Origin of the sequence: Streptomyces sp. NPDC059169 (assembly GCF_042755225.1) — a bacterium.
Lineage (GTDB): Bacteria > Actinomycetota > Actinomycetes > Streptomycetales > Streptomycetaceae > Streptomyces.
In genome coordinates, this window is sequence record NZ_JBHZCF010000010.1 from 54,223 (window position 1) to 74,487 (window position 20,265).

Below are 20,265 nucleotides of genomic sequence, written 5' to 3' on the forward strand. Positions count from 1 at the left end.
CACATTCCGCCGGTGTCGCACCCGCCCTGGACCGGTGCGGGTGCGAGCGGCTCACCGCGACACGGGAACGCGCGGCCCGGCCGCCGCCACTGAGGCGGGCGGTGCGCGGGCCGCGTGCCCCGGCCGCCGCCTGCCCTCCGCGGGGGAATCCGCAGGCGGTCCCGTGCCCGCCCGGTCCCCAGGACGTCGGCCGGGGCACGTCGAGCGGTCCTCCCAGGCCGCTGAGCCGAGACCGTCCCACGGAGGAGTGAGCGGCGGAGCGGCGGTCCTCCGGGTGGGCGCACGCGACGACGGCAGCCACGCGCCAGGGGCGTCCCACCCGGCGAGCGCACGGTCCCGCCGGGACGCAGCCGCACGCGGATTCGCCGCGTCCGCCGGCCACGGCCGCGCGTCGCGTCGTACCTCAGCCTCGGACGGGTCCCACCAGCGGCGCAGTTCCCTCGGTGGCGACCGGGCCCCATCGCCAGTGCAGGTCCTTGGCGCCCGTGTTGTTCGGCGGGGTGACGACCGCTACCGATGGTTCGACGACGCCTGACCTGCCGGCCCGCCCAGCGGTGAAGGCGAGCGTGAACCGAGCCGTCGTCCCCGGTTCCAGCGTCACGGTCGAGTGCGGCGCCGAAGTTCTGCCCGCGGAGGTGGTCGTGGCGGCCCCCTGAACGAGCGTCATCTTGGGGAAGCCGTCCAGCATGCAGGTGGTGCGGGAGAGGTTGGACAGTGCGACGACGGCCGACTGTCGGCTCCCGGGAACGCTTCCGCCCGGCACGGCGGACCCGCCGGGTCCCCAGGACAGCCCCAGTGCCGAAGTGGCGCAGGGTGGTGGCGGTGCGGCCACGGCCGGTGAAGCGGCCATCACCGGCGCGGCCGTGGCCGCGGCGGCCAGGGCCGAGACGGCAGTGATGCCCGTGCGGACGCGATAGGGCCGTGACATGCAGTACCTCCGTGATCAGCTGTGGGTTCCGGGGCTCGGGACGTGGTGTTCGGGTCCACGTCGCGCCGCTTGCGGCGCGTGCGCGGCTTCCTGAACAGCCGCGCGGTCCCTCGTCCGGCTCGGGTACGTCACGAGCACAGACCGATCCACCGTAAACCCGCCGTCCGGGTGATGCACGCCGAGCGGATGTGCACCCGCGGGGACGGTCAAAGCACGCCGCTCGACCGGACGGGATCCCGTCCGGGGGAAATCCTGCCCCGGCCCCTCCGGACGGCGCGCCGCAGGGCTGAGCCGGTGGACCGCGCCCTCCGGACGCGTCCGACGGGGATGGGCTACCCGGCCGCCTTGCGGTCGACGTACTCGAAGACAGACCCGTCCGGGTGTACTGCCAGGAGATTGCGGCCCACCGGGGTCGGCAGGGGTCCCGCGAGGACCTTGGCGCCCACTTCGGTGAGCGCCTCGTGTGCCGCGTCGACGTCCGAGACCGCGATCGTCGCCGTGACCTTGCGCAGGACCTCCAGCTCCGTCTCCGGACCGCTCATCAACAGGAAGCAGCCCACCGCCGCGACGGACACGCCGCCACGCTCGAACCGCAACGCGGGGGCACCGGTGAGGCGTTCGTAGAAGCCGGTCGCGGCCTCCAGGTCGTCGACGCAGATCCGCAGCGTGGTTCCCAGGATTTCCATATGTGCGAGGGTAGTTGGCGTTGCCCGGCAACGAGATCCATTCGCCGGTGCCCGCCCGTGATCCGGTTCGGCCCGTGATCCGGTGCCGCCGGGCGAGCGGTCCACCGAGGGACACCGCCCGGTGCCGGCGACCGCTACGCGCGGCAGAGCAGTTCTGCGTGCGGCACCATGAACCAGGCACCCTCACGGTCTGCCCAGTCCCGCCAGGCGTCCGCGATGGCGGTGAGGTCGTCGGTCCCCGCGTGCCCGCCCTCGACGGCCCGTCGCGCGTAGGCCGAGTCCGTCGTGCGGTCCGCCCACAACCCGCTCCACCAGGCGCGCTCCTCCGGGGTGGTGAAGCACCAGGCGGACGCCGTCGCCGTGACGTCGGAAAAACCAGCCCGGCGGGCCCACGAGTACAGCCTGCGCCCCGCGTCGGGTTCGCCGCCGTTCGCCCGCGCCACCCGGTGGTAGAGCGCCAACCAGCTGTCCAGAGAAGCCATTTCGGGGAACCAGGTGAAGGCCCCGTAGTCGCTGTCGCGCACCGCGACGATTCCGCCGGGGCGGCACACCCGGCGCATCTCGCGCAGCGCCGCCACCGGATCCCCGACGTGCTGCAGGACCTGGTGCGCATGGACGACGTCGAAGGAGTCGTCGGGCAGGTCCAGTGCATGGACGTCGGCGACGGCGAAGCGGACGCTGTCCAGGTTCCGTTCAGCCGCTTCCGTGCGGGCCCGCACGAGGACGTCCTCGGAGGCGTCTATCCCGGTGACCCTGCCGGGCGCGACCAGAGCCGCCAGATCGGCCGTGATCGTGCCCGGTCCGCAGCCGACGTCCAGCACCTCCAGACCGGGCCGCAGCCGGGGGACGAGATAGGCAGCGGAGTTGGCGGCCGTCCGCCAGCGGTGCGAGCGCAGTACCGACTCGTGGTGCCCGTGGGTGTAGACGGCGGTCTCCTTCGGCATGGTCGTCCTCCCGGCTTTCGACGTGGTCCTCTCCACGGTACGCCGTCATGTCGAATACTGAGATTTCTGTCTTGCTATATGGTCATGGGGCTGTCGCACGAGGCGGGTCGCCATCCCGCCCGGTTCTGACTCGGTACCGTCCGCGCGCTCGCGCGGGGATCGCTGCCAGCGCAGAGTGGACCCCATGGACACGCACGTATCGGACCGGCTCGGAACAGCCCTGGCGCTCTTCACCGACCGGGTGCACGCCGTCCGGCCCGACCAGTGGGACGATCCGACACCCTGCACCGATTGGTCGGTCCGCGATCTCGTCAACCACGTGACCGTCGAGCAGCTCTGGGTGCCGCCGTTGGTTGGTGCGGGGCGCACCATTGCCGCCGTCGGCGACTCCTTCGTCGGCGACGTCCTGGGCGAACACCCGGCCGTCTCGTGGGACCGCGCGGCCTCCGCCGCAAAGGCTGCCTTCGGGGAGCCCGGTGCGCTGGACCGAACCGTGCACCTCTCGTACGGCGACACCCCCGTCCGGGCGTACTGCGCGCAGTTGACGGCAGACGTGGCGGTGCACGCCTGGGACCTGTCCCGCGGCATCGGGGCGGACGAGGCCCTCCCCGACGACCTGGTCGAGGCCGCCGGCAGCGAGCTCTCGCGCCACGCAGCCGATCTGGGGAAGAGCGGACTGTTCGCGGACCCCGTGGAGCCGCCGCCGGGAGCCGATGCGCAGACCAGGCTCCTCTGCCTGCTCGGCCGCCGGCCCTGAACGGACCGGGGTCCGTTCCCCTCGTGGTGCCCGCAGCTCCCGAACCTGTCGCAGGGTCAGGCCAGAAGGGACGGGCGCCCGTCATCGTGCGAACGGCCCGCCCGGAGCGGCGGGAGTGCCCGAACCTCCGTATAAAGGGCTCGTGGGCCGGGCTTGGGTACCGGACGCGAGCACGGGAGGTGGCGCATGCAGCGGACGGATCCGGAGGGGCGCGGTCCGGTCCGGTACGGTCCGCCCGCCCCCGACCCCGGCCTGCCGGTGCTCCCCGAGCTCGCCGAGGTACTGGCGGCCGCAGCCGGACGGACCTCCCCGGAGCCGCCGGGCGGCGGTCCCGTCCTGCGGGAAGCGGCCGCCGGGTATTGGTGGCGGCGTGGACTGCGCTGCCGCCCCGAGGACACCGCCGCCGCGCCCGGCGCCCAGCCGCTGCTGCTGGCCCTGCTGGCCGCGCACGGCGGCGACGTGTTGATGCCGCGGCCGTGCCCCGCTTGGTGGACACCGCAGGCCCGGCTGCTCGGAAGACCCGCCTACCACGTACCCACCTCCGCGGAGAGCGGTGGCGTCCCGGACCCGTACGCCCTGCTGGAGACCGTGCGCCGGGTGCGCGCCGAAGGCGGGGCGCCGCACGTCCTGCTGCTCTCCGTCGCCGACGACCCCACCGCCACCGTTGCACCGCCCGAGCTCTTGCGGGAGGCGTGCGAGGCGGCCGTCGACGAAGGACTGCACATCATCAGCGACGAGACCTGGCGGGACACCCTGCACCAGCCGCACCAGGTGCTGCTCAGCCCCGCCGAGATGTGCCCCGACGACGTCACCGTCCTCAGCGACCTCTCGGGCGCCCTGGCCCCGGCCGCCTGGCCGGTGGGCATCGCCCGGTTCCCGACGACCGAACGCGCGGCGGGCCGGCGCGCCAGGGTGCTCGACATCCTGACCGCGCTCGGGGCGTTCGTCGCAGGGCCGGTCGCAGCCGCCGCCGCACACGCGCTCGACGAACCGGAGCCCGTCACCACCAGGGCCGAGCGGGCCGCCGCACTCCACGCCGCGGTGGCGTCCGCCACCCACCACGCCGTCCTTTCCGCAGGGGCACTCGCCCGCCCTCCGCAAGCGGGCCGCCATCTTTACGCCGACCTCGGTCCGCTGCGCGGAAGGCTCGCCGCCCGTGGTGTCACCGACTCGATGGAACTGGAGGAGTACCTGAGCGACCGCCTCGGGACACCGGTCCCGGGAGGCCACCGCTTCGGGGACGAACTCGGCGCGCTCCGCGTCCGGCTGGACACCGGCCCGCTGCTCGGCGGGACCCCCGACGAGCGGCTGGAGGCGCTCGGTGCCGGGGACCCGCTGGAATTGCCCCATGTCGCCCAGGCGTTGACTTCCTACACGTCGGTGTTCCGGGAGCTCCGGTGACCCGACCCGCGAACCGCGACCGCCAACCGCGCTGAACGGAGCCGCAGATGACGGACCAGACGGAGCAGCCGCCGCCACACACCACCGACGTCACGCGACCGGCGCAGCCCGGCCCAGCGGCCCCCGGTGCCCGCTCCGGGACGGCGGGCCGGGAGCCGCTCACCGGGCGTCCCGGCGCACCGGGCCCCGCCGCCACCCGCGACGCCGTCCCCGCTACGGGCCTGCGCCCGCTCGGGCTGACCCGTCGCTGGCCGCGTTCGTTCGCCGACCGACTGAGTGCCCCGCTGCCCGGAGTGCTGGCCATGGCCCGGCTTGCCAGGGAAGGGACCCTCCGACCCACCGCCGCAGGGCTGAGGAGCATTCCCCAGCTGCCCTTCGCCCCGGAACCCCTGCCGGCGGCCGACCCCGGTACGGTCGCCGTCACCTGGGCCGGGCACGCGAGCTGGGTGATCGCGATCGGCGAGCTGACCGTGCTGACCGATCCCGTGTGGTCGCGGCGGATCCTCGGCACCCCGGCCCGGCTCACCCCGGTGGGGGTCCGTTGGGAAGACCTGCCGCCCGTCGACGCCGTCGTCATCAGCCACAACCACTACGACCACCTCGACGCACCCACCATCGCGCGGCTCCCCAGACGCACCCCGCTGTTCGTCCCGGCCGGACTCGGCCGCTGGTTCCGGCGCAGGCGCTTCACCCGGGTGACCGAGCTCGACTGGTGGGAGGCGGCCGAACTCCCCGCGGGCAGCGGTGTGGGCAGCGTCCGCTTCGAGTTCGTGCCCGCGCACCACTGGTCCAAGCGGACCCTGACCGACACCTGCCGCTCCCTGTGGGGCGGCTGGGTCCTCTCCGACCAGAACGGCAGGCAGGTCTACTTCGCGGGCGACACCGGCTACGGCCATTGGTTCAAGGAGATCGGCCGCCGCCACCCCGACATCGACGTGGCCCTCCTGCCGATCGGGGCCTACGCCCCCCGCTGGTGGCTGAGCACGGTGCACACCGACCCCGAGGAGGCCGTGCAGGCCTTCGAGGACCTCGGTGCACGGCACATGGCGCCGATGCACTGGGCGACCTTCCTGCTGTCGGCCGAGCCGGTCATGGAGCCGATCACCCGGTTGTTGACCGCCTGGAAACACACCGGACGCCCCCGCCAGCAGTTGTGGGACTTGGCGGTCGGCGGCTCACGGGTGCTGTCCGCCCGTTGAGCCACGCCGCCGTAGCCTCCGCCACAGCGCGGGCACGCCGCTGAGCAGCACGGCCAACGACACGGCCGCGAGCACCCCCTTCCACGGCTGGTCGAACAGCGAGCCGCCGAGGATCCCGATCAAGGCGTACGTCGCCGCCCACGCACCGCACGCGAACACATCGGCCCGGGCGAACCGTCCCAGCCGCATGGGGGCCAGCAGGCACGCCAGCATCACCGGGATGCGCCCGGCGGGCACCAGCCGGGAGAGGACGAGTACGGCGGTGCGCTTCTCCTCCAGACCGTGCTGTGCCTGCGCCAGCCGGTCCGGCGGCGTGCGCTCGCGCAGCGCCCCGACCCATCGGGAGCCGTTCTTCGACCGCACCCCGCGCTGCCCCAGCCAGTACAGCGTGACGTCCCCGGTGAAGGCGGCCAACGCGGCGACCAGGAAGACGAACACGACGCCGTACGGCGTCGTCTGGTGGAACGCCACCACGGCGGCCGAACTCACCACAGCCCCTGTTGGCACCACCGGCACCAGAGCACCCACTGCCACCAGCAGGAACAGGGCCGGGTACCCCACGGCCTGCTGCGTCGATTCCGGCGGTAGTTGACCCGCCACTTCCTGGAGCGTCACCGGTCGACCTCCGGGCGGACGCTCTCCCCGTGCGCCAGCCGGTGGACCGTCACCCCGGGCGCCAGCCGTGCGGCCTTCCGGGTGAACTCCTCCCCGGGCGAGTGGAACTCGTGCGGCCGGATCGCGTCCATGCCGATCGGCCAGTAGGTGCCGTAGTGGACCGGGACCGCGGCGCGTGGTGCCAGCACGGCGAGGACGTGCGCCGCGCGGTCCGGGTCCAGGTGCCCGTGCCCCAGGAACGGGCCCCAGCCACCCACCGGCAGCAGCGCCACGTCGACCGGCCCGACTGCGGCGGCCATGCCGTCGAACAGACCGGTGTCCCCGGCGAAGTACGTCCGTACGCTGCCCTGGATGACGTAGCCCAGCGCCGGCGAGAGGTGCGGTCCCCACGGCATCCGGCGCCCGTCGTGCAGCGCCGGCACGGCCCGCACCACAACGCCCTCCACCGCAACCTCGTCACCCGGTACCACCTCGGTGATCCGCAGCCGATCCAGCCGACGCAGTGCGGGGACTGCCCGCTGAGCGCCCCGCGGCACGACCAGCCGGGTGCCTGGGGCGAGCCGGGCGAGCGACGGCGGATGCATGTGGTCGGAGTGGAGGTGCGAGACGAGCACGACCTCGGCGACCGCGGCCATGGGCGGCGGCAGTTCGCCGCGCCGCCGGCGCAGGTGCGCGAGTCGGCGCACGAACAGCGGGTCGGTGAGCACCCGGACACCGGAATCCTCGACCGTACAGGTGGCGTGACCCCACCAGGTGACCTCCACCGGCACGCACCGCCTCCTCGCCCACGGCGTCCGCCCGGCTCCCGGCCGGCCGGCTTCTTCGCGTACGAGCGTAGGCGCTCACCGGCCGGTCGGTCCTGCGGCCGCCCCGTAGCGCGCCTCCTGACCGGGCCCTGCCCGGAGTAGGGTCTGCGGCGACGGCTGACGCAGAGGGATGGTCATGGACGACGTACGGGTGGCGGCGATCGCCAGCCTGACTCCGTTGGAGGAACTGGAGGGCGACCCCTTCCTCGTCGACACCCGCAGCCAGCATGCGATGTGCGCACGCTGGGCCGCGGACAGGGGGTACACCGTCATCCGGCATCTGCTCTGCTACGGGGTGCGTCCCGACCACTGCGTGCTGTGGACCGATGTCGACGCGGGACTGGTCGACTTATTCGTCGCCCCCAACGAACGGGTGCTCGGACGCGCGATCACCTCCGTCGCGGACTTCGCCGTCGAATGCGAACGGCGCGGCGTGCGGCTGGCGACCGCGGGTTTCGACGAACCGGCCTACGACGCCGCGAGGAAGGCGAGCGTCCACCGTCGGCTGTCGATGCCGACGGCGGGGTACGACGGCTGCTGAGCGTCGCACCGACCGGTGGCGGGCACCTCGAGGCCCACCGGGCGCGCGCCCCGGTCCCCGTGCCGTCCGTCCGGCGGAGGCGTTCGCCGCCGCGCGGGCGAGTGGCCGGACGCGCCCCCGTGCACCGCGCGACCACAGGACGGCGGGATGCAGACGCGGGGTCGGGCGCGGGCGCCGAGGACGGGTGGACAACGACGGAGACCGCGGGGTCGGGGCGGGGGAGGGCGCCGGCCCGGTCGTGTGCCACGCTGGACTCCGGGCGAGGCGGGAGGCGGTGACGGCGCGTGGCCGAGGAAGGATGGCGGACCGCCGGCCGCACCTTGCTCCGGGTCGTCGTGGTGTGGGCGGTGTCCACCCTCACCATGCTCGTGCTGGCCGCCGCCCTGCCCGACTTCAAGCTCCAGTCCGACGAGGGCGGCAGCATCACCGCCACGGCGATCACCGCGGCCTGGGGCGCCGGCCTCTTCGGCCTGCTCAGCGCTCTCGTCTGGCCCCTGGTCGTCCGTGCGTTCCTGTTGGTGCCGGCCTTGGTGCTGGGGCTGCTGGTGTTCTTCCTCAACGGCTCGCTGTTGCTGCTCGCCCTGCGGCTCACACCCGACGCGCACGACGAAGCCGCCCCCCAGACCGCCGTCGTGGTCGCCGCCGTCATGTCGGCGGTCGCCTCCGCCACCTCCACCGCGCTCGCCGTCCGCGACGACAACGGCTACCGGCGCAGACTCTCCCGACTGGCCCAGCGCAGACGCCGCAGGCACGGCGAGCGGGCCGCGGACAGCGCCCCTCACGGCACGGTGTTCCTCCAGCTCGACGGGGTGGGACATGCCGTGTTGGTGCGCGCCCTGGAAGAAGGGCTCATGCCGACCGTGGCGCGCTTGCGGGAGGAGTCCCACCGGCTCACCCGTTGGCGTACCGACTGGTCCAGTCAGACCGGCGCCAGCCAGCTCGGGATCCTGCACGGCACGACCTACGACGTTCCGGGATTCCGCTGGTACGAGAAGGACTCCCGCCGGATCATGGTCAGCAACCGTCCGGCGAGCGCGGCCGAGCTCCAGCGGCGTGCCGTTGCACGGACCGGTCACGCGGGACTGCTCAGCCGCGACGGCGCAAGCCGCGGCAACCTCTTCAGCGGGGGTGCGGACCAACTCGCCCTCGTGCTCTCCGTGGCCGCCCGCAGGGACCGGGCCAACCGCTCCCGCGCCGGCTACGTCGTCTACTTCTCCGACCCGGCGAACGCCGTACGCACGGCCGTTTCGTTCGTGGCCGAGGTCGTCCGCGAGATCGTCCAGTCCACGTCCTCCCGGCTGCGCGGCGACCAGCCGCGGACGGGGCGCGGCGGGCTCTACCCCCTCATCAGGGCGTTCGCGACCGTCGTCGAGCGGGACGTGGTGGTCGCCGCGGTGATCGGGGACCTGCTGGCCGGACGGACAGCCGTCTACGCGGACCTCGTCGGCTACGACGAGGTGGCCCACCACTCGGGCCCGCACAGCCGCGACGCGGCGAAGGTGCTGGAGCGCACCGACCGCGCCGTCGCACTCATCGCCAAGGTCGCCGCCCACGCGCCACGCCGCTACCGGATCGTCCTGCTCTCCGACCACGGCCAGAGCCACGGGGAGACCTTCGAGAGCGTCTACGGGCTGAGCCTCAGGGATCTGGTCCGGGCGGGCTGTGGGCTGGCCGTCCCGCGTCGCGCCGGGCGGACGAGGAGCGGTGCCGAGGCCCGGGACGCGGCACGTGACGCACTGCGCGGCGCGCTGCACCGGCCGGTCGCGGAGGAACCCTGGGACCAGCCCGCAGCCGGGTCGGACCCAGTCGTCCTCGCCTCCGGGAACCTGGGGCTGATCTCGTTCCCCGGCGTGCCCGGACGGCTGAGCCGGGAGCAGATCGACCGCCGCCACCCCGCCCTGCTGCGCACCCTCGCCAACCACCCGGGCATCGGATTCCTGCTGGTGCGCAGCGAACGGCACGGCTCGGTGGTGCTCGCCGGGGACGGAGCCGAACTGCCGGTGGACACGCTGGACGGCACCGGTCCGCTGGCCGTGTTCGGTCCGGGCGCGGCCGACGCCGTACGCCGCGCCGATGGGTTCCCGCACGTCGCCGACATCATGGTCAACTCCATGTACGACCCCGCGACGGGACGGGTGCACGCCTTCGAGCAGCAGATCGGCTCGCACGGAGGACTCGGCGGCGAGCAGTCGTACCCCTTCCTCCTGTCGCCCCGCGAGCTTTCCCCACCCGTTGCGGACGGCGGGGGAGACGGGGAACTCGTCGGCGCGGAGCAGGTCCACGCGGTCCTGGCGCGGTGGCTGGAGGAAAGCCGCGACGCATCGCAGGATCCCGGAGGCCCCGCAGGGGAAGATCCCCGGTCGACGGGCTGACTGGGACACCGTCACGCGGGACGACACCGAATGGTGGGGCCCGCCATCAACGCCGCGCGCCCGGGAACGGCTGAGCCGTCACACCGTCGGGAGTCGCCCCTCCGGGCTCGCCGGGAGGCACTGGGTCGCCGCATCAGCCCTTCGCCGGGAGCGTCACTTCCCAGGTGTCCACGGCGAATCGCTTGCGCATGCCGTGGGCCTCGTACAGTCTCAGGGCACCGCTCTCGTTGAGGGTGTCGACTCCCAGGCCGAGCTCGTCGCGTCCCAACTGGGCGAACACGCCGAACGCGTGGCGCAGCAGGTATCCGCCGAGCCCCCGGCCACGTGCTCCTTCGCGCACTCCGAGGTTGCTGACCCAGCCCGTGCCGGGGCGGTCGTTGCGCGACCGGAGCACCGCCACGTCGCCGACCCCCTCGAGTGAGGCGATCCACACCAGCGACCAGTCCACGCGAGCGGCGTCGATGTCCTCGAGCCACTGCTCGTAGGTGCGCTCCTGATGGTCGAAGTGCGCGGCGAACGTCTCCGCGATCAGCGCGTGGGCGCGCCGCCGGTCGGCCTCGGCCGTGCAGTCCCGCAGGGTCACGCCTGCGGGCGGCTTCGGGACGGGGTCGGCCCAGCTGGAGATCGGGCGTTCCATCACGTGGTAGCGCCGGACCCGCTGCCATCCGCGTGCCTCCAGCAACGAGGTGTCGGTCGTCGAACGCTGATTGAGGTTGAGGTGAACGACGGCCTGCGCGGCGCCGTTGGTCCCCGCCCGCACCCGGGCCCGCTCCTCGGCGAGCTCCAGCAGCCTTCCCCCCGCGCCCTGGTGGCCGGGGAGCACGTAGTGATCGGCATCGATGCGGTCCGCGCCCGACTCGTCCCACACCAGGGTGTAGGCGACGAGCCGGTCTGCCTCGAAGGCCAGCCAACTGTCCCGTTCGAGGTCGACCTCCGCGTGGGCCAGATCGGCCTCGACGGAGTGCAGGTCGGTCTCCGGCCTGCCGATCTCGATCGTGTCGACGGCGTTGAGGAGGTCGCAGATCAGCGGGGCGTCCGCCAGGGAAGCGGCCCGCACGGTCATGGTGGATCCGGCATGCATCAGGCCACTGTCGGGGCCAGGTCCCCGTGCCCGCAAACGAATTACGAGGGGTGAGCCGGTCCGTCCGTCGTCTGCCACGTCGTAGCGCGGCGGACTGCGCTGCCCGTCCGGATCACCGGTTGTTCAGCGGTCTCCCGGCACCAGGGAGTGCAAGTGCGCCACCGTCGCCTGATCCGCCGGGAGGAACGTCTCGATGGCCAGTTCGGCCACGGTGACGTCCATCGGGGTGTTGAACGTGGAGATCGACGATACGAACGACAGTACGTTGCCTCTGTGTTCGACCTGCAGGGGCAGTGCGACGTACGCGTAGGGGACCCGGTGGTCCCGGCCGCTCCCGTGGTCCCCGTCGTCCCGGTCGTTCTGCCCGCGGCACCCCGCGGGCAGGGGATAGGCGGCGACCTCGTCGTACAGTGAGCGCAGTGCCCGGGAGCGGACGAGGGTGATCTGGCGCTCCATCTGGTCCAGCAGGTGCCCGCGCCACTGGCGCAGATTGCGGATGCGTGGGGCGAGACCCTCCGGGTGGAGCGTGATCCGCATCGCGTTCAGCGGTGGAGCGAGCAGATGCTCGGGGAGGTCCTCCAGGAGCATGGTGATCCCCCGATTGGCCGCCACCACCGTGTAGGTGCCGTCGACCACGAGCGCCGGGTACGGCTCGTGGCCCCGGAGCAGGCGGTCGAGGCCCGTGCGCAAGGACGCCATCGACGGGTCGTCCAGTGGCGTCTCCGCGTACTGCGGTGCGTAACCGGCGGCCAACAACAGGGCGTTCCGCTCCCTGACCGGGACGTCCAGGTGCTCGGCGAGTCGCAGCACCATGTCCTCGCTTGGCCGCGCGCGGCCCGTCTCGATGAAGCTGATGTGGCGGGCCGAGGATCCGGCGCGCAGGGACAGCTCCAGCTGGCTGAGCCTGCGGCGCACGCGCCAGCCGCGCAGCAGTGGCCCTACTCCCGTGTCGGGGGCGACAGTTGTCATGACGAAACCGTAACGTCGCCCGCAGACGAATTCGGAGGGAGTCAGGCTGATGCCCACAGAACCGTTGTCGCAGAAGGAGATCGAGGACCGCCTGCGCGAACTGCCCGGCTGGTCCCAGGAAGGAAACAGGATCGCCCGTACCTACCGGCTCGGCACGCACTTCGCCGCCACCGCCCTGGTCGTCCACGTCGCCCGGATCCAGGACGACCTGAACCACCACTCGGACCTCACCCTCGGCTACAACACCGTCAGGCTCACGGTGAACTCGCACGACGTGGGCGGTGCCATCACCGAGCGCGACTTCGAACTGGCGCACCGGGTGGAAGCCGTCGCACCGAACCACGGAGCGAGCTGACCGTGCTCCGTGACGAAGAGACCCGCGACACCTCGGGATCCGTGGGAGCCGGCCAGGACGCTCTGCTCGACTACGACGTGGAAGCGGCGGTCTACGACGCCACCCGCGGCGGTGTGCCGCGCGCGGCCGCAGCCGCCTCGGCCGTGCTGTCGCTCGTGCCGACCACCGCCGGGACACTCGTCGACATCGGCTGCGGCACGGGGCTGGTCACCGAGCGGCTGGTGCGCCCGGGGCTGCGGGTCGTCGGGGCCGACGCGTCGCCGGGCATGGCGAGGACGGCTGCCGGCCGCATCGGGAACGTGGTGCTGGCCGACGTCCGCCGACTGCCGCTGTCCGGCGGTTCGGTGGACGCGGTCAGTGCGGTGTGGGTGCTCCACCTGGTGCGGGACGCCCGTGCGGTGGTGGCCGAGGCCGCCCGGGTGCTGCGTCGCGGAGGTGTCTTCGTGACCACCGTCGACAAGGACGCCGGCCATGACGTGGGGAGCGACGTCGACGCCGTCCTGGCGCCCTACCGCACGGCGGAGGCGTACGACCGCGCCGACCGGATCGAGGCCTTCGGCGCGGCACACGGTCTGGTCCCGGTCGGTGAGACCCGGTTCACCGGCCACGGACAGGGACGCTCGCCCCGCCAGACGGCACAGGCCCTGCTCCGGGGCGAGTACGCGTCCAGGATCTCGGCCCGTGCCGCCGTGGCCGAGAAGCTCGCCGCGGAGTTGTGCGACCTCCCCGACCCGGACGAGCCGCGGCCCGAACCCAGCTACCGGCTCATCGCGCTGTGCCGGGCCGAGCCGGTCCCGTACGGTTCCTGACCGCCCACCGGCTGTCCTCGGGTCGTGCCCGCCCGGGGACACCGAGGACGTACGGGCGGGTGCGCGCAAGGCCCCCGCGGACGGAGCGGGCCCCGCGAGATGGCGAGGCACCGTACGACCCGGTGCCCGCGCGGCGTCGCGCGGGGACGTCGGACGGTGCGCCCGGGGCTGCCCGCGGTCGTCCCCTCGTCGCATCCCCGAAGGGGCGCGGTGGCTCGGGCGGTCCGCGACTCCTGCGTCGCCGCGTCCTTCGCGTGTACCACGGAGCTCCGGGGCGCCCCGCTCCGGGAGCTGCCCGCCCCGCCCGACGGTTGGGAGTCGAAGCCGCACCCCGCTGTGCCCGATGTGCGCCGCCCTCGGTGGCACCCGGTCCCTCCCGGGAGCAGGGCTCCCGTGCTGCTGCACCCGGGCGACGCCGTCGCCGGCTCGACCCTGCGCCCGATGCCGCAGGTTCCGCCCTTCCGTGCATCGTCGTCCTCGAACACGGCGGGGGTGCGGTGCGTCCCGGTCCGGCGCTGCGGCCGCACCGGTCCGCACCTGTCGCACGGCGTCAGCCCGCACGAGCACCGTCTCGTGCCCCGCGCCACCGGTTTGCCGGAACGGCAACGATGATTGCCGTCGTCGCCCCGAGCACGCACCCTGACGCCATGAGCCATCACCACGCACACGACGACGCCCATGACACCGCCCGCATCGACTGGGACGAGCTCGGCCCGTTCCTCGAGCGCGGGGCCGAACTGCAGCTACCGCTGTACGCCCGGGCAGCGGCCTGGATCGGTGAACAACTTCCCGCTGGAGCCGTGCGCCGCGTCCTCGACATCGGCAGCGGGCCCGGCGTGATCACCTGCCTGCTGGCCGAGGCGTTCCCGTACGCCGAGGTCGTCGCCGTGGACGCCACGCCAGCGCTTCTCGAACGCGCCCGCGCCCGTGCCGACCGCAGCGGCCTCGGCGACCGGGTCCGCACCCATGTCGCGGAACTGCCGTCCGGCATGGAGGAGGTGGGGGAGGCCGACCTCATCTGGGCGGGCAACTCGGTGCACCATCTGGGGGATCAGCGTGCGGCGCTCACCGGGCTCGCGCAGCAGTTGCGCACCGGGGGTCTGCTCGCCCTGTTCGAGGGCGGACTGCAGCCCCGCCACCTGCCCCGTGACATCGGCATCGGCCGACCCGGCCTGGAGAGCCGCATCGACGCCGCCCAGGCCGCGTGGTTCGACGGGATGCGCACGGACCTCCCGGACAGCAAGCCCGAGGTCGAGGACTGGCGGGCACTGCTCCACGCAGCGGGCCTCGGTGCGACCGGCACCCGGTCCTTCCTCCTCGACGTCCCGGCGCCGGTGACGGCGGCCGTACGCGAGCACCTGGTGCACGGCTTCTCCTGGCAGCGCACGGCGTTGGAGGGACGCCTGGACGCCGACGACGTCGGTGTCCTGGACCGGTTGCTGGACCCGAACGATCCCGAAGGTCTGATGCACCGTCAGGACTGCTACCTGCTGGTTGCGCGTACGGTGCACACGGCGCGCCGGGGCTGAGCCCGGTGCGCGGCCCGCCGCCCGCGGAACGGGCCCCGGTCCCGGTAGCCCGGTGGCGTCCGGCCCGGTCCCGGGGCGGACGCCACCCCCCGGTCGGCCGGTCAGCGGTCGTCGACTACGCCGTCAGCTGCACGCCCGCGTACGAGGCAGCGGCAATCAGCACCCAAGCGGTGAGCCCGAGGGCGGCGACCCGCAGTCCCGTCCGGGTGAGGGACGGCAGGTGCACCGCGCTCCCCAGGCCGAACAGGGCAGTGGCGAGCAGGAGTTCCTGCGCCGTTCCGGCCGCCGCGAGGACGGGCCCGGGCAGCAGCCCGGTGCTGCGCAGCACCACCATCGCGAGGAACCCGAGCACGAACAGCGGTACCAACGGGGGGCGACCGGCCGCCGTGGGGGCATGGTGCCCGCGTCGCCGTGCTGCCACCACGAAGCCGGCGACCAGCGGGGCCAACAGAGCCACCCGCATCAGCTTGACCAGGACCGCCTCGCCCAGTGCCGCTGAGCCCGCCGTCTGGGCGGTGGCCACCACCTGGCCCACGTCGTGGACGCCCGCCCCCACCCAGCGCCCGAACTCGGGGTCCGTCAGACCGAGCGGACCGTGCAGCAGGGGCAGCACGGCGATGGCCAGCGTGCCGCACAGCGTCACGAGCGCCACCGAGGTGACGACGTCCTCGTCGTCGCTGTCGCGTACGGAACTGACCGCACCGATCGCCGAGGCACCGCAGATGGCGTACCCGGTGGCGATGAGCAGCGGCTGGTCACCGGGAAGCCCGAGCCGGCGCCCGAGCCACCAGGTGCCCCAGAACGTGGCGGCCACCACGGCGAGAACCATGGCGACCGTGGTCCAGCCGAGACCCAGCACGTCCGTCAGGCTCAGCTTGAGGCCGAGCAGCACCACGCCGAGGCGCATCAGCCGCTTGGCGGCGAGGGTGAGCCCGGGGCGGCAACGGCCGCGGACGCGGGTGCGCAGCCAGGGGCCGTGGGCGGCGGCGATGCCCAGGACGACGGCGGCGGTGAGCACGGGCACCGCGGGCACGGCCCAGTGGACCAGCCAGGCGGCACCCACGCCCGCGGCGGCCAGCAGGAGCCCCGGACCGGGACCGGCGGGTGCCGCGGCAGGCCGTTCGGCCGGCCGGCCCGCGCTCCGGGTGCGTGAGCCGGCGAGGGTCATCACCGGCCCGCCGGGGAGCCGTAGACGCGCCGGATGCTGGTGCCGAGCCGGGAGACGTCGGCGCCGTACACGTGGATCGACACGGCCTTCTGCGGGCCGGGGTTGCGGACCAGGTGGATGTCGCCGGGCGGGGCGAAGGCGGAGACCGCCCCGCGCGGGTTCACCACGTCCTCGGTGGCGACCAGCTCGGAGGTGGTTCCCTGCGGGACCAACCGGTAGCGCCGCTCGTGCTCCTCGCCCTCGTGGACACCGGTCACGCACCAGGAGACGTGGTCGTGGATGGGTGTGACCTGACCGGGCAGCCAGACCAGGGCCACGACGGAGAAGCTGCCGTCGGGTTGGGCGTGCAGCACGTGCTGGCGGTAGCGGTCGGGGTCCCCTTCGCACTGCTGGTCGGTGAGCAGGTCGGCGGCGCACAGGTGCGGGGCGACGCGCTCGGCCACGAGGCGCGCGGTGGGGTCCGGCAGCAGCCCGCGGTCCACGACCTCGCGGATGCCGGCGACGAGCGCGCGCATGCGGTCGGTGATCGGGGGAGCGGTGGTGGCGGCTGCGTGGGGAGGGGTCATGCAGGCAGCGTCCGCCCGGCAGAATCCGTGCGTCCAGGCAGACTTCCTTGCCGGGTCCCCAACGGATGCTTATGGGTGGGGCCGCATGCTGTGCCCGCGGTGGGTTCAGCAGCCGACCTTCAGCTCCGCGACCGCCCTGATCTGGTTCATCACCAGGGCCGTCGCGGGGATGCGCAGATGGTCGCGGAGCGCGTACGCGTACACCCGGCGGCGGGTGTGCGGTTCCACGATCCGACCGGTGACCTTGCGGTGGCAGAGGAACGACAGGACGAGGGAGGGCACCATGGTGATGCCGACGCCTGCCGCCACGAGGCTCTGCATCACGAGGTTGTCGTCGGTGGTGCAGGCGATGTCGGGGGTGAATCCTTCCTCGGCACAGGCGTGCAGGAAGTTGGCACGGCAGCGCAGGCACCCCGCGATCCAGCGTTCGCCGGAGAGGTCGGCGAGCCGTACGGCCCTGCGGCGCGCGAGCGGATGCCCGGTGGGGAGCAGGACCGTCAACGGGTCTTCCAGCAGGCGCACTTCCTCCAGCTCGTGCGGGATCTCCGTCGACTGCCCCGGATAACTGAAGGCCAGGGAGATGTCGCACTCCCCGCGCGCCACCAGGGCCAGGGATTCCGGGGGCTCGCCCTCCACCAATTCCACCCGGATCCCCGGGTGTTCAGCCGCCAGCCGAGCCATGGCCTCGGGAATGAGGGTGGCGCCTGCACTGGGGAACGCGCACACCCGCACCCGTCCGGACCTGAGCCTCGCGATGGCGTCGATCTGTTGCTGGGCGGCCGACAGGCTGTCGAGTATCGTGCCGGCGTACCGGGTGAGCGCCTCGCCGGCCTCGGTGAGCCGGATCCCCCGACCCACCCGGGTGAACAGCGGTGTTCCGACGTCCCGCTCCAGCGCCTTCATCTGTTGGCTGACCGCCGGTTGGGTGTATCCCAGTGAGCGGGCGGCGGCCGAGTACGAACCGGCCTTCACCACCTCGTGGAAGGTCTTGATGTACCGGGAGTCGAACACAGCTGAAGCATAAGCAGAAATTGGGAGGCCTGAAGACGGCCCCGGCGATGAGTTTCGGACAGCGGCGTGTGGCAACCACCGTGCCCGCGGCTGCCGTTCGTCCTCTGAGCGAGGTGTCGGTCAACGCTCCCCCGCGCGGCTCGCCCGGAGCATCTCCTCTCGGTCCACGATCTTGACCCGCTCGCGGCCCTCCGCCGCACCGAGGGCGCGTTCCGCCTCGTCCAGGTGGTACCAGCCCTGCCAGCTGGTGTACCGGACTCCCCTCGAGGTGAGGAATCCCTCGACGGCTTCCGGCGCGGGTGCCGACGGGGTGTGCAGGCGGCCGTTGTCGTAGTCCTCCAGCAGTCCGGCCACCGTCTCGTTGGCGTCGCCCTTGGTGTGCCCGATGAGGCCGACGGGGCCGCGCTTGATCCAGCCGGTGACGTACGTCGACCGCAGGTGGCGGCCCGCCTCCACGACGCGTCCGCCCTCGTGCGGGACGGTGCCCGTGCCGATGTCGAAGGGCAGCTTGGGCAGTTCCTCGGAGAGGTAGCCGACGGCCCGGTAGACCGCCTGGACGTCCCAGGTGCGGAAGGTACCGGTGCCGGTGACGTTGCCGGTGCCGTCGAGCCGGGTCCGCTCGGTGCGCAGTCCGACGACCCTGCCGTCCTCGCCGAGGATCTCGGCCGGGGATTCGAAGAAGTGCAGGAACAGTCTGTGGGGCCGGGTGCCTCGGTCGCGGATCGCCCAGTTCTCCAGGGTTTGCGCGACCATGTGCGCCTGCTTGTTCGCGCGGCGCGTGGCGACGGAACCCTCGTCGTAGTCGATGTCCTCCGGGTCGACGATGACCTCGATGTTCGGCGAGTGGTCGAGTTCGCGCAGTTCCATCGGACTGAACCTGGCCTGGGCGGGACCGCGCCGGCCGAATACGTGCACCTCGCGTGCCCTGTTGGACGCGAGGCCCGCGTGGACGTTCGGCGGTATCTCCGTCGGCAGCAGCTCCTCCGCCGTTTTGGCCAGGACGCGCGCCACGTCGAGGGCGACGTTGCCGACGCCGAGCACTGCCACCTTCTCCGCCCCGAGCGGCCAGCTGCGCGGCACGTCCGGGTGCCCGTCGTACCAGGACACGAAGTCGGCGGCGCCGTACGAGCCGTCCAGGCCGACGCCGGGTATGCCGAGATCCCTGTCCGCGCTCGCACCGGTGGAGAAGACCACGGCGTCGTAGAACGCGCGAAGGTCGTCCAGCCCGATGTCCCGCGGGTAGTCGACGTTCGCGAAGAGGCGGATCTGCGGCTTGTCGAGCACCTTGTGGAGGGCCGTGATGATGGCCTTGATGCGCGGGTGGTCGGGGGCGACGCCGTAGCGGATCAATCCGAACGGGGCCGGGAGACGCTCGAAGAGGTCGATCGACACACCGGGTGCCTCCGCCGCCTTCGACTTCAGCAGTGCGTCGGCGGCGTAGATCCCCGCGGGTCCGGCTCCGACGATGGCTACCCGCAGGGGGCGAGGCATGACGTGTTCCCTTCGCATGGTGACAGGCGTCCCGCCCGTGACTCTCGCAAGGCCGTGCTTGATCGGGTACCCGGCTCACACCTATGACCTCATAAGTTCGACTTATGAGGTCTCAAAGAGAGTCGTGGGTTCTCGTGCGGCACGGGGTGCCACCGGGCCAGCCGGTGACCTCCCCGAACGTGCACCGGTCAGACGGCGGAGAAGGTGGCCGGGTCGGGGCCGAGCCGCTTGCCCTCGTCCAGAGCGGCGAGCACCGCCAGGTCCTCGGCGTCCAGCTCGAAGCCGAAGACGTCGATGTTCTCCCGGATCCGGGAGGGGGTCACCGACTTGGGGATCACCACGTTGCCCAGCTGGATGTGCCACCGCAGCACCACCTGCGCCGGGGTCTTCCCGTGCTTCCGGGTGATGGCGGCGATCGCCGGGACCTCCAGCAGCCCCCGGCCCTGGCCCAGCGGGGACCAGGCCTCGGTGGCGATGCCGTGCTTGGCGTGGACGGCACGGGACTCCGCCTGCTGGAGCTGCGGGTGCAGCTCGATCTGGTTCACCGCGGGCACGACCGAGGTGTTGCCGAGCAGGCGCTCCAGGTGCTCGGGAAGGAAGTTCGACACGCCGATGGCCCTGGCGCGACCGTCGGCGAGGAGGACTTCGAAGGCCTTGTACGTGTCCACGTGCGCGTCCTTCGCGGGCAGCGGCCAGTGGATCAGGTAGAGGTCGACGTAGTCGAGGCCCAGTTTGGTGAGGGAGGCGTCGAAGGCGCGGAGCGTCGAGTCGTACCCCTGCTCGCTGTTCCAGAGCTTGGTGGTGACGAACAGCTCTTCGCGGGGGATGCCGGAGGCGGCGACGGCCTCGCCCGTGCCCCGCTCGTTCGCGTAGATCGCTGCCGTGTCGATGCTGCGGTAGCCGGCCTCCAGCGCCGTGCCCACGGCCCGCGCCGCCTCGTCGTCCGGGACCTGCCAGACGCCGAAGCCGAGCTGCGGCATGGGGACGCCGTTGTTGAGGGTGATGGAGGGGACGTTGCTCACGAGCGGTGGTTCCTA

Annotated in this window: 20 protein-coding genes; 8 read left to right on the forward strand and 12 right to left on the reverse strand. The window is 72.8% G+C overall.

Features of this window, described 5'->3' with window-relative positions; translation table 11 throughout:
- Positions 1 to 403 precede the first annotated feature (403 nt).
- From ACFXOM_RS19705 to ACFXOM_RS19715, 3 genes are all read right to left on the reverse strand, one after another.
- Positions 404 to 928, reverse strand: a complete 525-nt coding sequence (locus ACFXOM_RS19705; protein ID WP_384930910.1) for a DUF4232 domain-containing protein — start codon at positions 926 to 928, stop codon at positions 404 to 406.
- Positions 929 to 1,260: 332 nt separating this feature from the next.
- Positions 1,261 to 1,614 (reverse strand): VOC family protein, encoded by a 354-nt coding sequence (locus ACFXOM_RS19710; protein ID WP_384930908.1) that lies wholly within the window; start codon positions 1,612 to 1,614, stop codon positions 1,261 to 1,263.
- A gap of 134 nt (positions 1,615 to 1,748) precedes the next feature.
- Positions 1,749 to 2,558 carry a methyltransferase domain-containing protein gene (locus ACFXOM_RS19715; RefSeq protein ID WP_384930905.1) on the reverse strand — a complete coding sequence of 270 codons (810 nt, stop codon included), beginning with the start codon at positions 2,556 to 2,558 and terminating at the stop codon, positions 1,749 to 1,751.
- 184 nt (positions 2,559 to 2,742) lie between these two features.
- Here ACFXOM_RS19715 and ACFXOM_RS19720 point away from each other — a divergent pair, with 184 nt between their 5' ends.
- The 3 genes from ACFXOM_RS19720 (at position 2,743) to ACFXOM_RS19730 (ending at position 5,915) form a co-directional block, all read left to right on the forward strand.
- Positions 2,743 to 3,315: a TIGR03086 family metal-binding protein gene (locus ACFXOM_RS19720; RefSeq protein ID WP_384930903.1), complete on the forward strand. Its 573-nt coding sequence runs from the start codon at positions 2,743 to 2,745 to the stop codon at positions 3,313 to 3,315.
- Positions 3,316 to 3,501: 186 nt separating this feature from the next.
- Entirely contained in the window at positions 3,502 to 4,716 is a 1,215-nt protein-coding gene (locus ACFXOM_RS19725) for an aminotransferase class I/II-fold pyridoxal phosphate-dependent enzyme (RefSeq protein ID WP_384930900.1), read from the forward strand.
- 47 nt (positions 4,717 to 4,763) lie between these two features.
- The gene (locus ACFXOM_RS19730) at positions 4,764 to 5,915 is read left to right on the forward strand and encodes an MBL fold metallo-hydrolase (protein WP_384930897.1); all 1,152 of its coding nucleotides are present in this window, start codon (positions 4,764 to 4,766) and stop codon (positions 5,913 to 5,915) included.
- On the opposite strand, the gene ACFXOM_RS19735 is transcribed toward ACFXOM_RS19730, so the two are convergent.
- Together ACFXOM_RS19735 and ACFXOM_RS19740 are read right to left on the reverse strand one after the other, a co-directional pair.
- Entirely contained in the window at positions 5,892 to 6,530 is a 639-nt protein-coding gene (locus tag ACFXOM_RS19735) for a DedA family protein (RefSeq protein WP_384930894.1), read from the reverse strand. The genes ACFXOM_RS19730 and ACFXOM_RS19735 overlap by 24 nt on opposite strands.
- Positions 6,527 to 7,300 (reverse strand): MBL fold metallo-hydrolase, encoded by a 774-nt coding sequence (locus tag ACFXOM_RS19740; protein WP_384930891.1) that lies wholly within the window; start codon positions 7,298 to 7,300, stop codon positions 6,527 to 6,529. The genes ACFXOM_RS19735 and ACFXOM_RS19740 overlap by 4 nt, the downstream gene beginning before the upstream one ends.
- Before the next feature lie 172 nt (positions 7,301 to 7,472).
- Here ACFXOM_RS19740 and ACFXOM_RS19745 point away from each other — a divergent pair, with 172 nt between their 5' ends.
- Positions 7,473 to 7,877, forward strand: coding sequence for a hypothetical protein (locus ACFXOM_RS19745; protein WP_384945858.1), 405 nt, complete (start codon positions 7,473 to 7,475; stop codon positions 7,875 to 7,877).
- A gap of 284 nt (positions 7,878 to 8,161) precedes the next feature.
- Positions 8,162 to 10,249: an alkaline phosphatase family protein gene (locus tag ACFXOM_RS19750; RefSeq protein WP_384930885.1), complete on the forward strand. Its 2,088-nt coding sequence runs from the start codon at positions 8,162 to 8,164 to the stop codon at positions 10,247 to 10,249.
- A 133-nt stretch (positions 10,250 to 10,382) separates the two neighbouring features.
- Here the strand turns inward: ACFXOM_RS19750 and ACFXOM_RS19755 are convergent, their stop codons facing one another.
- Complete coding sequence (locus tag ACFXOM_RS19755; RefSeq protein WP_384930882.1) at positions 10,383 to 11,330, reverse strand: GNAT family N-acetyltransferase; 948 nt, start codon at positions 11,328 to 11,330, stop codon at positions 10,383 to 10,385.
- A gap of 123 nt (positions 11,331 to 11,453) precedes the next feature.
- Positions 11,454 to 12,299 carry a helix-turn-helix domain-containing protein gene (locus ACFXOM_RS19760; RefSeq protein WP_384945850.1) on the reverse strand — a complete coding sequence of 282 codons (846 nt, stop codon included), beginning with the start codon at positions 12,297 to 12,299 and terminating at the stop codon, positions 11,454 to 11,456.
- Positions 12,300 to 12,348: 49 nt separating this feature from the next.
- Between ACFXOM_RS19760 and ACFXOM_RS19765 the strand changes: the two genes are divergently transcribed.
- The 3 genes from ACFXOM_RS19765 (at position 12,349) to ACFXOM_RS19775 (ending at position 14,992) form a co-directional block, all read left to right on the forward strand.
- Positions 12,349 to 12,654 (forward strand): 4a-hydroxytetrahydrobiopterin dehydratase, encoded by a 306-nt coding sequence (locus ACFXOM_RS19765; protein ID WP_384930877.1) that lies wholly within the window; start codon positions 12,349 to 12,351, stop codon positions 12,652 to 12,654.
- 62 nt (positions 12,655 to 12,716) lie between these two features.
- Positions 12,717 to 13,463 carry a class I SAM-dependent methyltransferase gene (locus tag ACFXOM_RS19770; protein ID WP_384945884.1) on the forward strand — a complete coding sequence of 249 codons (747 nt, stop codon included), beginning with the start codon at positions 12,717 to 12,719 and terminating at the stop codon, positions 13,461 to 13,463.
- Positions 13,464 to 14,110: 647 nt separating this feature from the next.
- Complete coding sequence (locus ACFXOM_RS19775; RefSeq protein WP_384930874.1) at positions 14,111 to 14,992, forward strand: class I SAM-dependent methyltransferase; 882 nt, start codon at positions 14,111 to 14,113, stop codon at positions 14,990 to 14,992.
- A gap of 115 nt (positions 14,993 to 15,107) precedes the next feature.
- Here ACFXOM_RS19775 and ACFXOM_RS19780 read toward each other — a convergent pair whose 3' ends face one another.
- The 5 genes from ACFXOM_RS19780 to ACFXOM_RS19800 form a co-directional block, all read right to left on the reverse strand.
- Positions 15,108 to 16,160 carry a YeiH family protein gene (locus ACFXOM_RS19780; protein ID WP_385038622.1) on the reverse strand — a complete coding sequence of 351 codons (1,053 nt, stop codon included), beginning with the start codon at positions 16,158 to 16,160 and terminating at the stop codon, positions 15,108 to 15,110.
- Positions 16,160 to 16,726, reverse strand: coding sequence for a cysteine dioxygenase (locus ACFXOM_RS19785; protein ID WP_385038625.1), 567 nt, complete (start codon positions 16,724 to 16,726; stop codon positions 16,160 to 16,162). The genes ACFXOM_RS19780 and ACFXOM_RS19785 overlap by 1 nt, the downstream gene beginning before the upstream one ends.
- A 105-nt stretch (positions 16,727 to 16,831) precedes the next feature.
- Complete coding sequence (locus ACFXOM_RS19790; RefSeq protein WP_384930866.1) at positions 16,832 to 17,737, reverse strand: LysR family transcriptional regulator; 906 nt, start codon at positions 17,735 to 17,737, stop codon at positions 16,832 to 16,834.
- Positions 17,738 to 17,857: 120 nt separating this feature from the next.
- Positions 17,858 to 19,228 carry an FAD-dependent oxidoreductase gene (locus ACFXOM_RS19795; RefSeq protein ID WP_385038627.1) on the reverse strand — a complete coding sequence of 457 codons (1,371 nt, stop codon included), beginning with the start codon at positions 19,226 to 19,228 and terminating at the stop codon, positions 17,858 to 17,860.
- Between the two features lie 188 nt (positions 19,229 to 19,416).
- Entirely contained in the window at positions 19,417 to 20,250 is an 834-nt protein-coding gene (locus tag ACFXOM_RS19800; RefSeq protein WP_384930860.1) for an aldo/keto reductase, read from the reverse strand.
- Positions 20,251 to 20,265 lie beyond the last annotated feature (15 nt).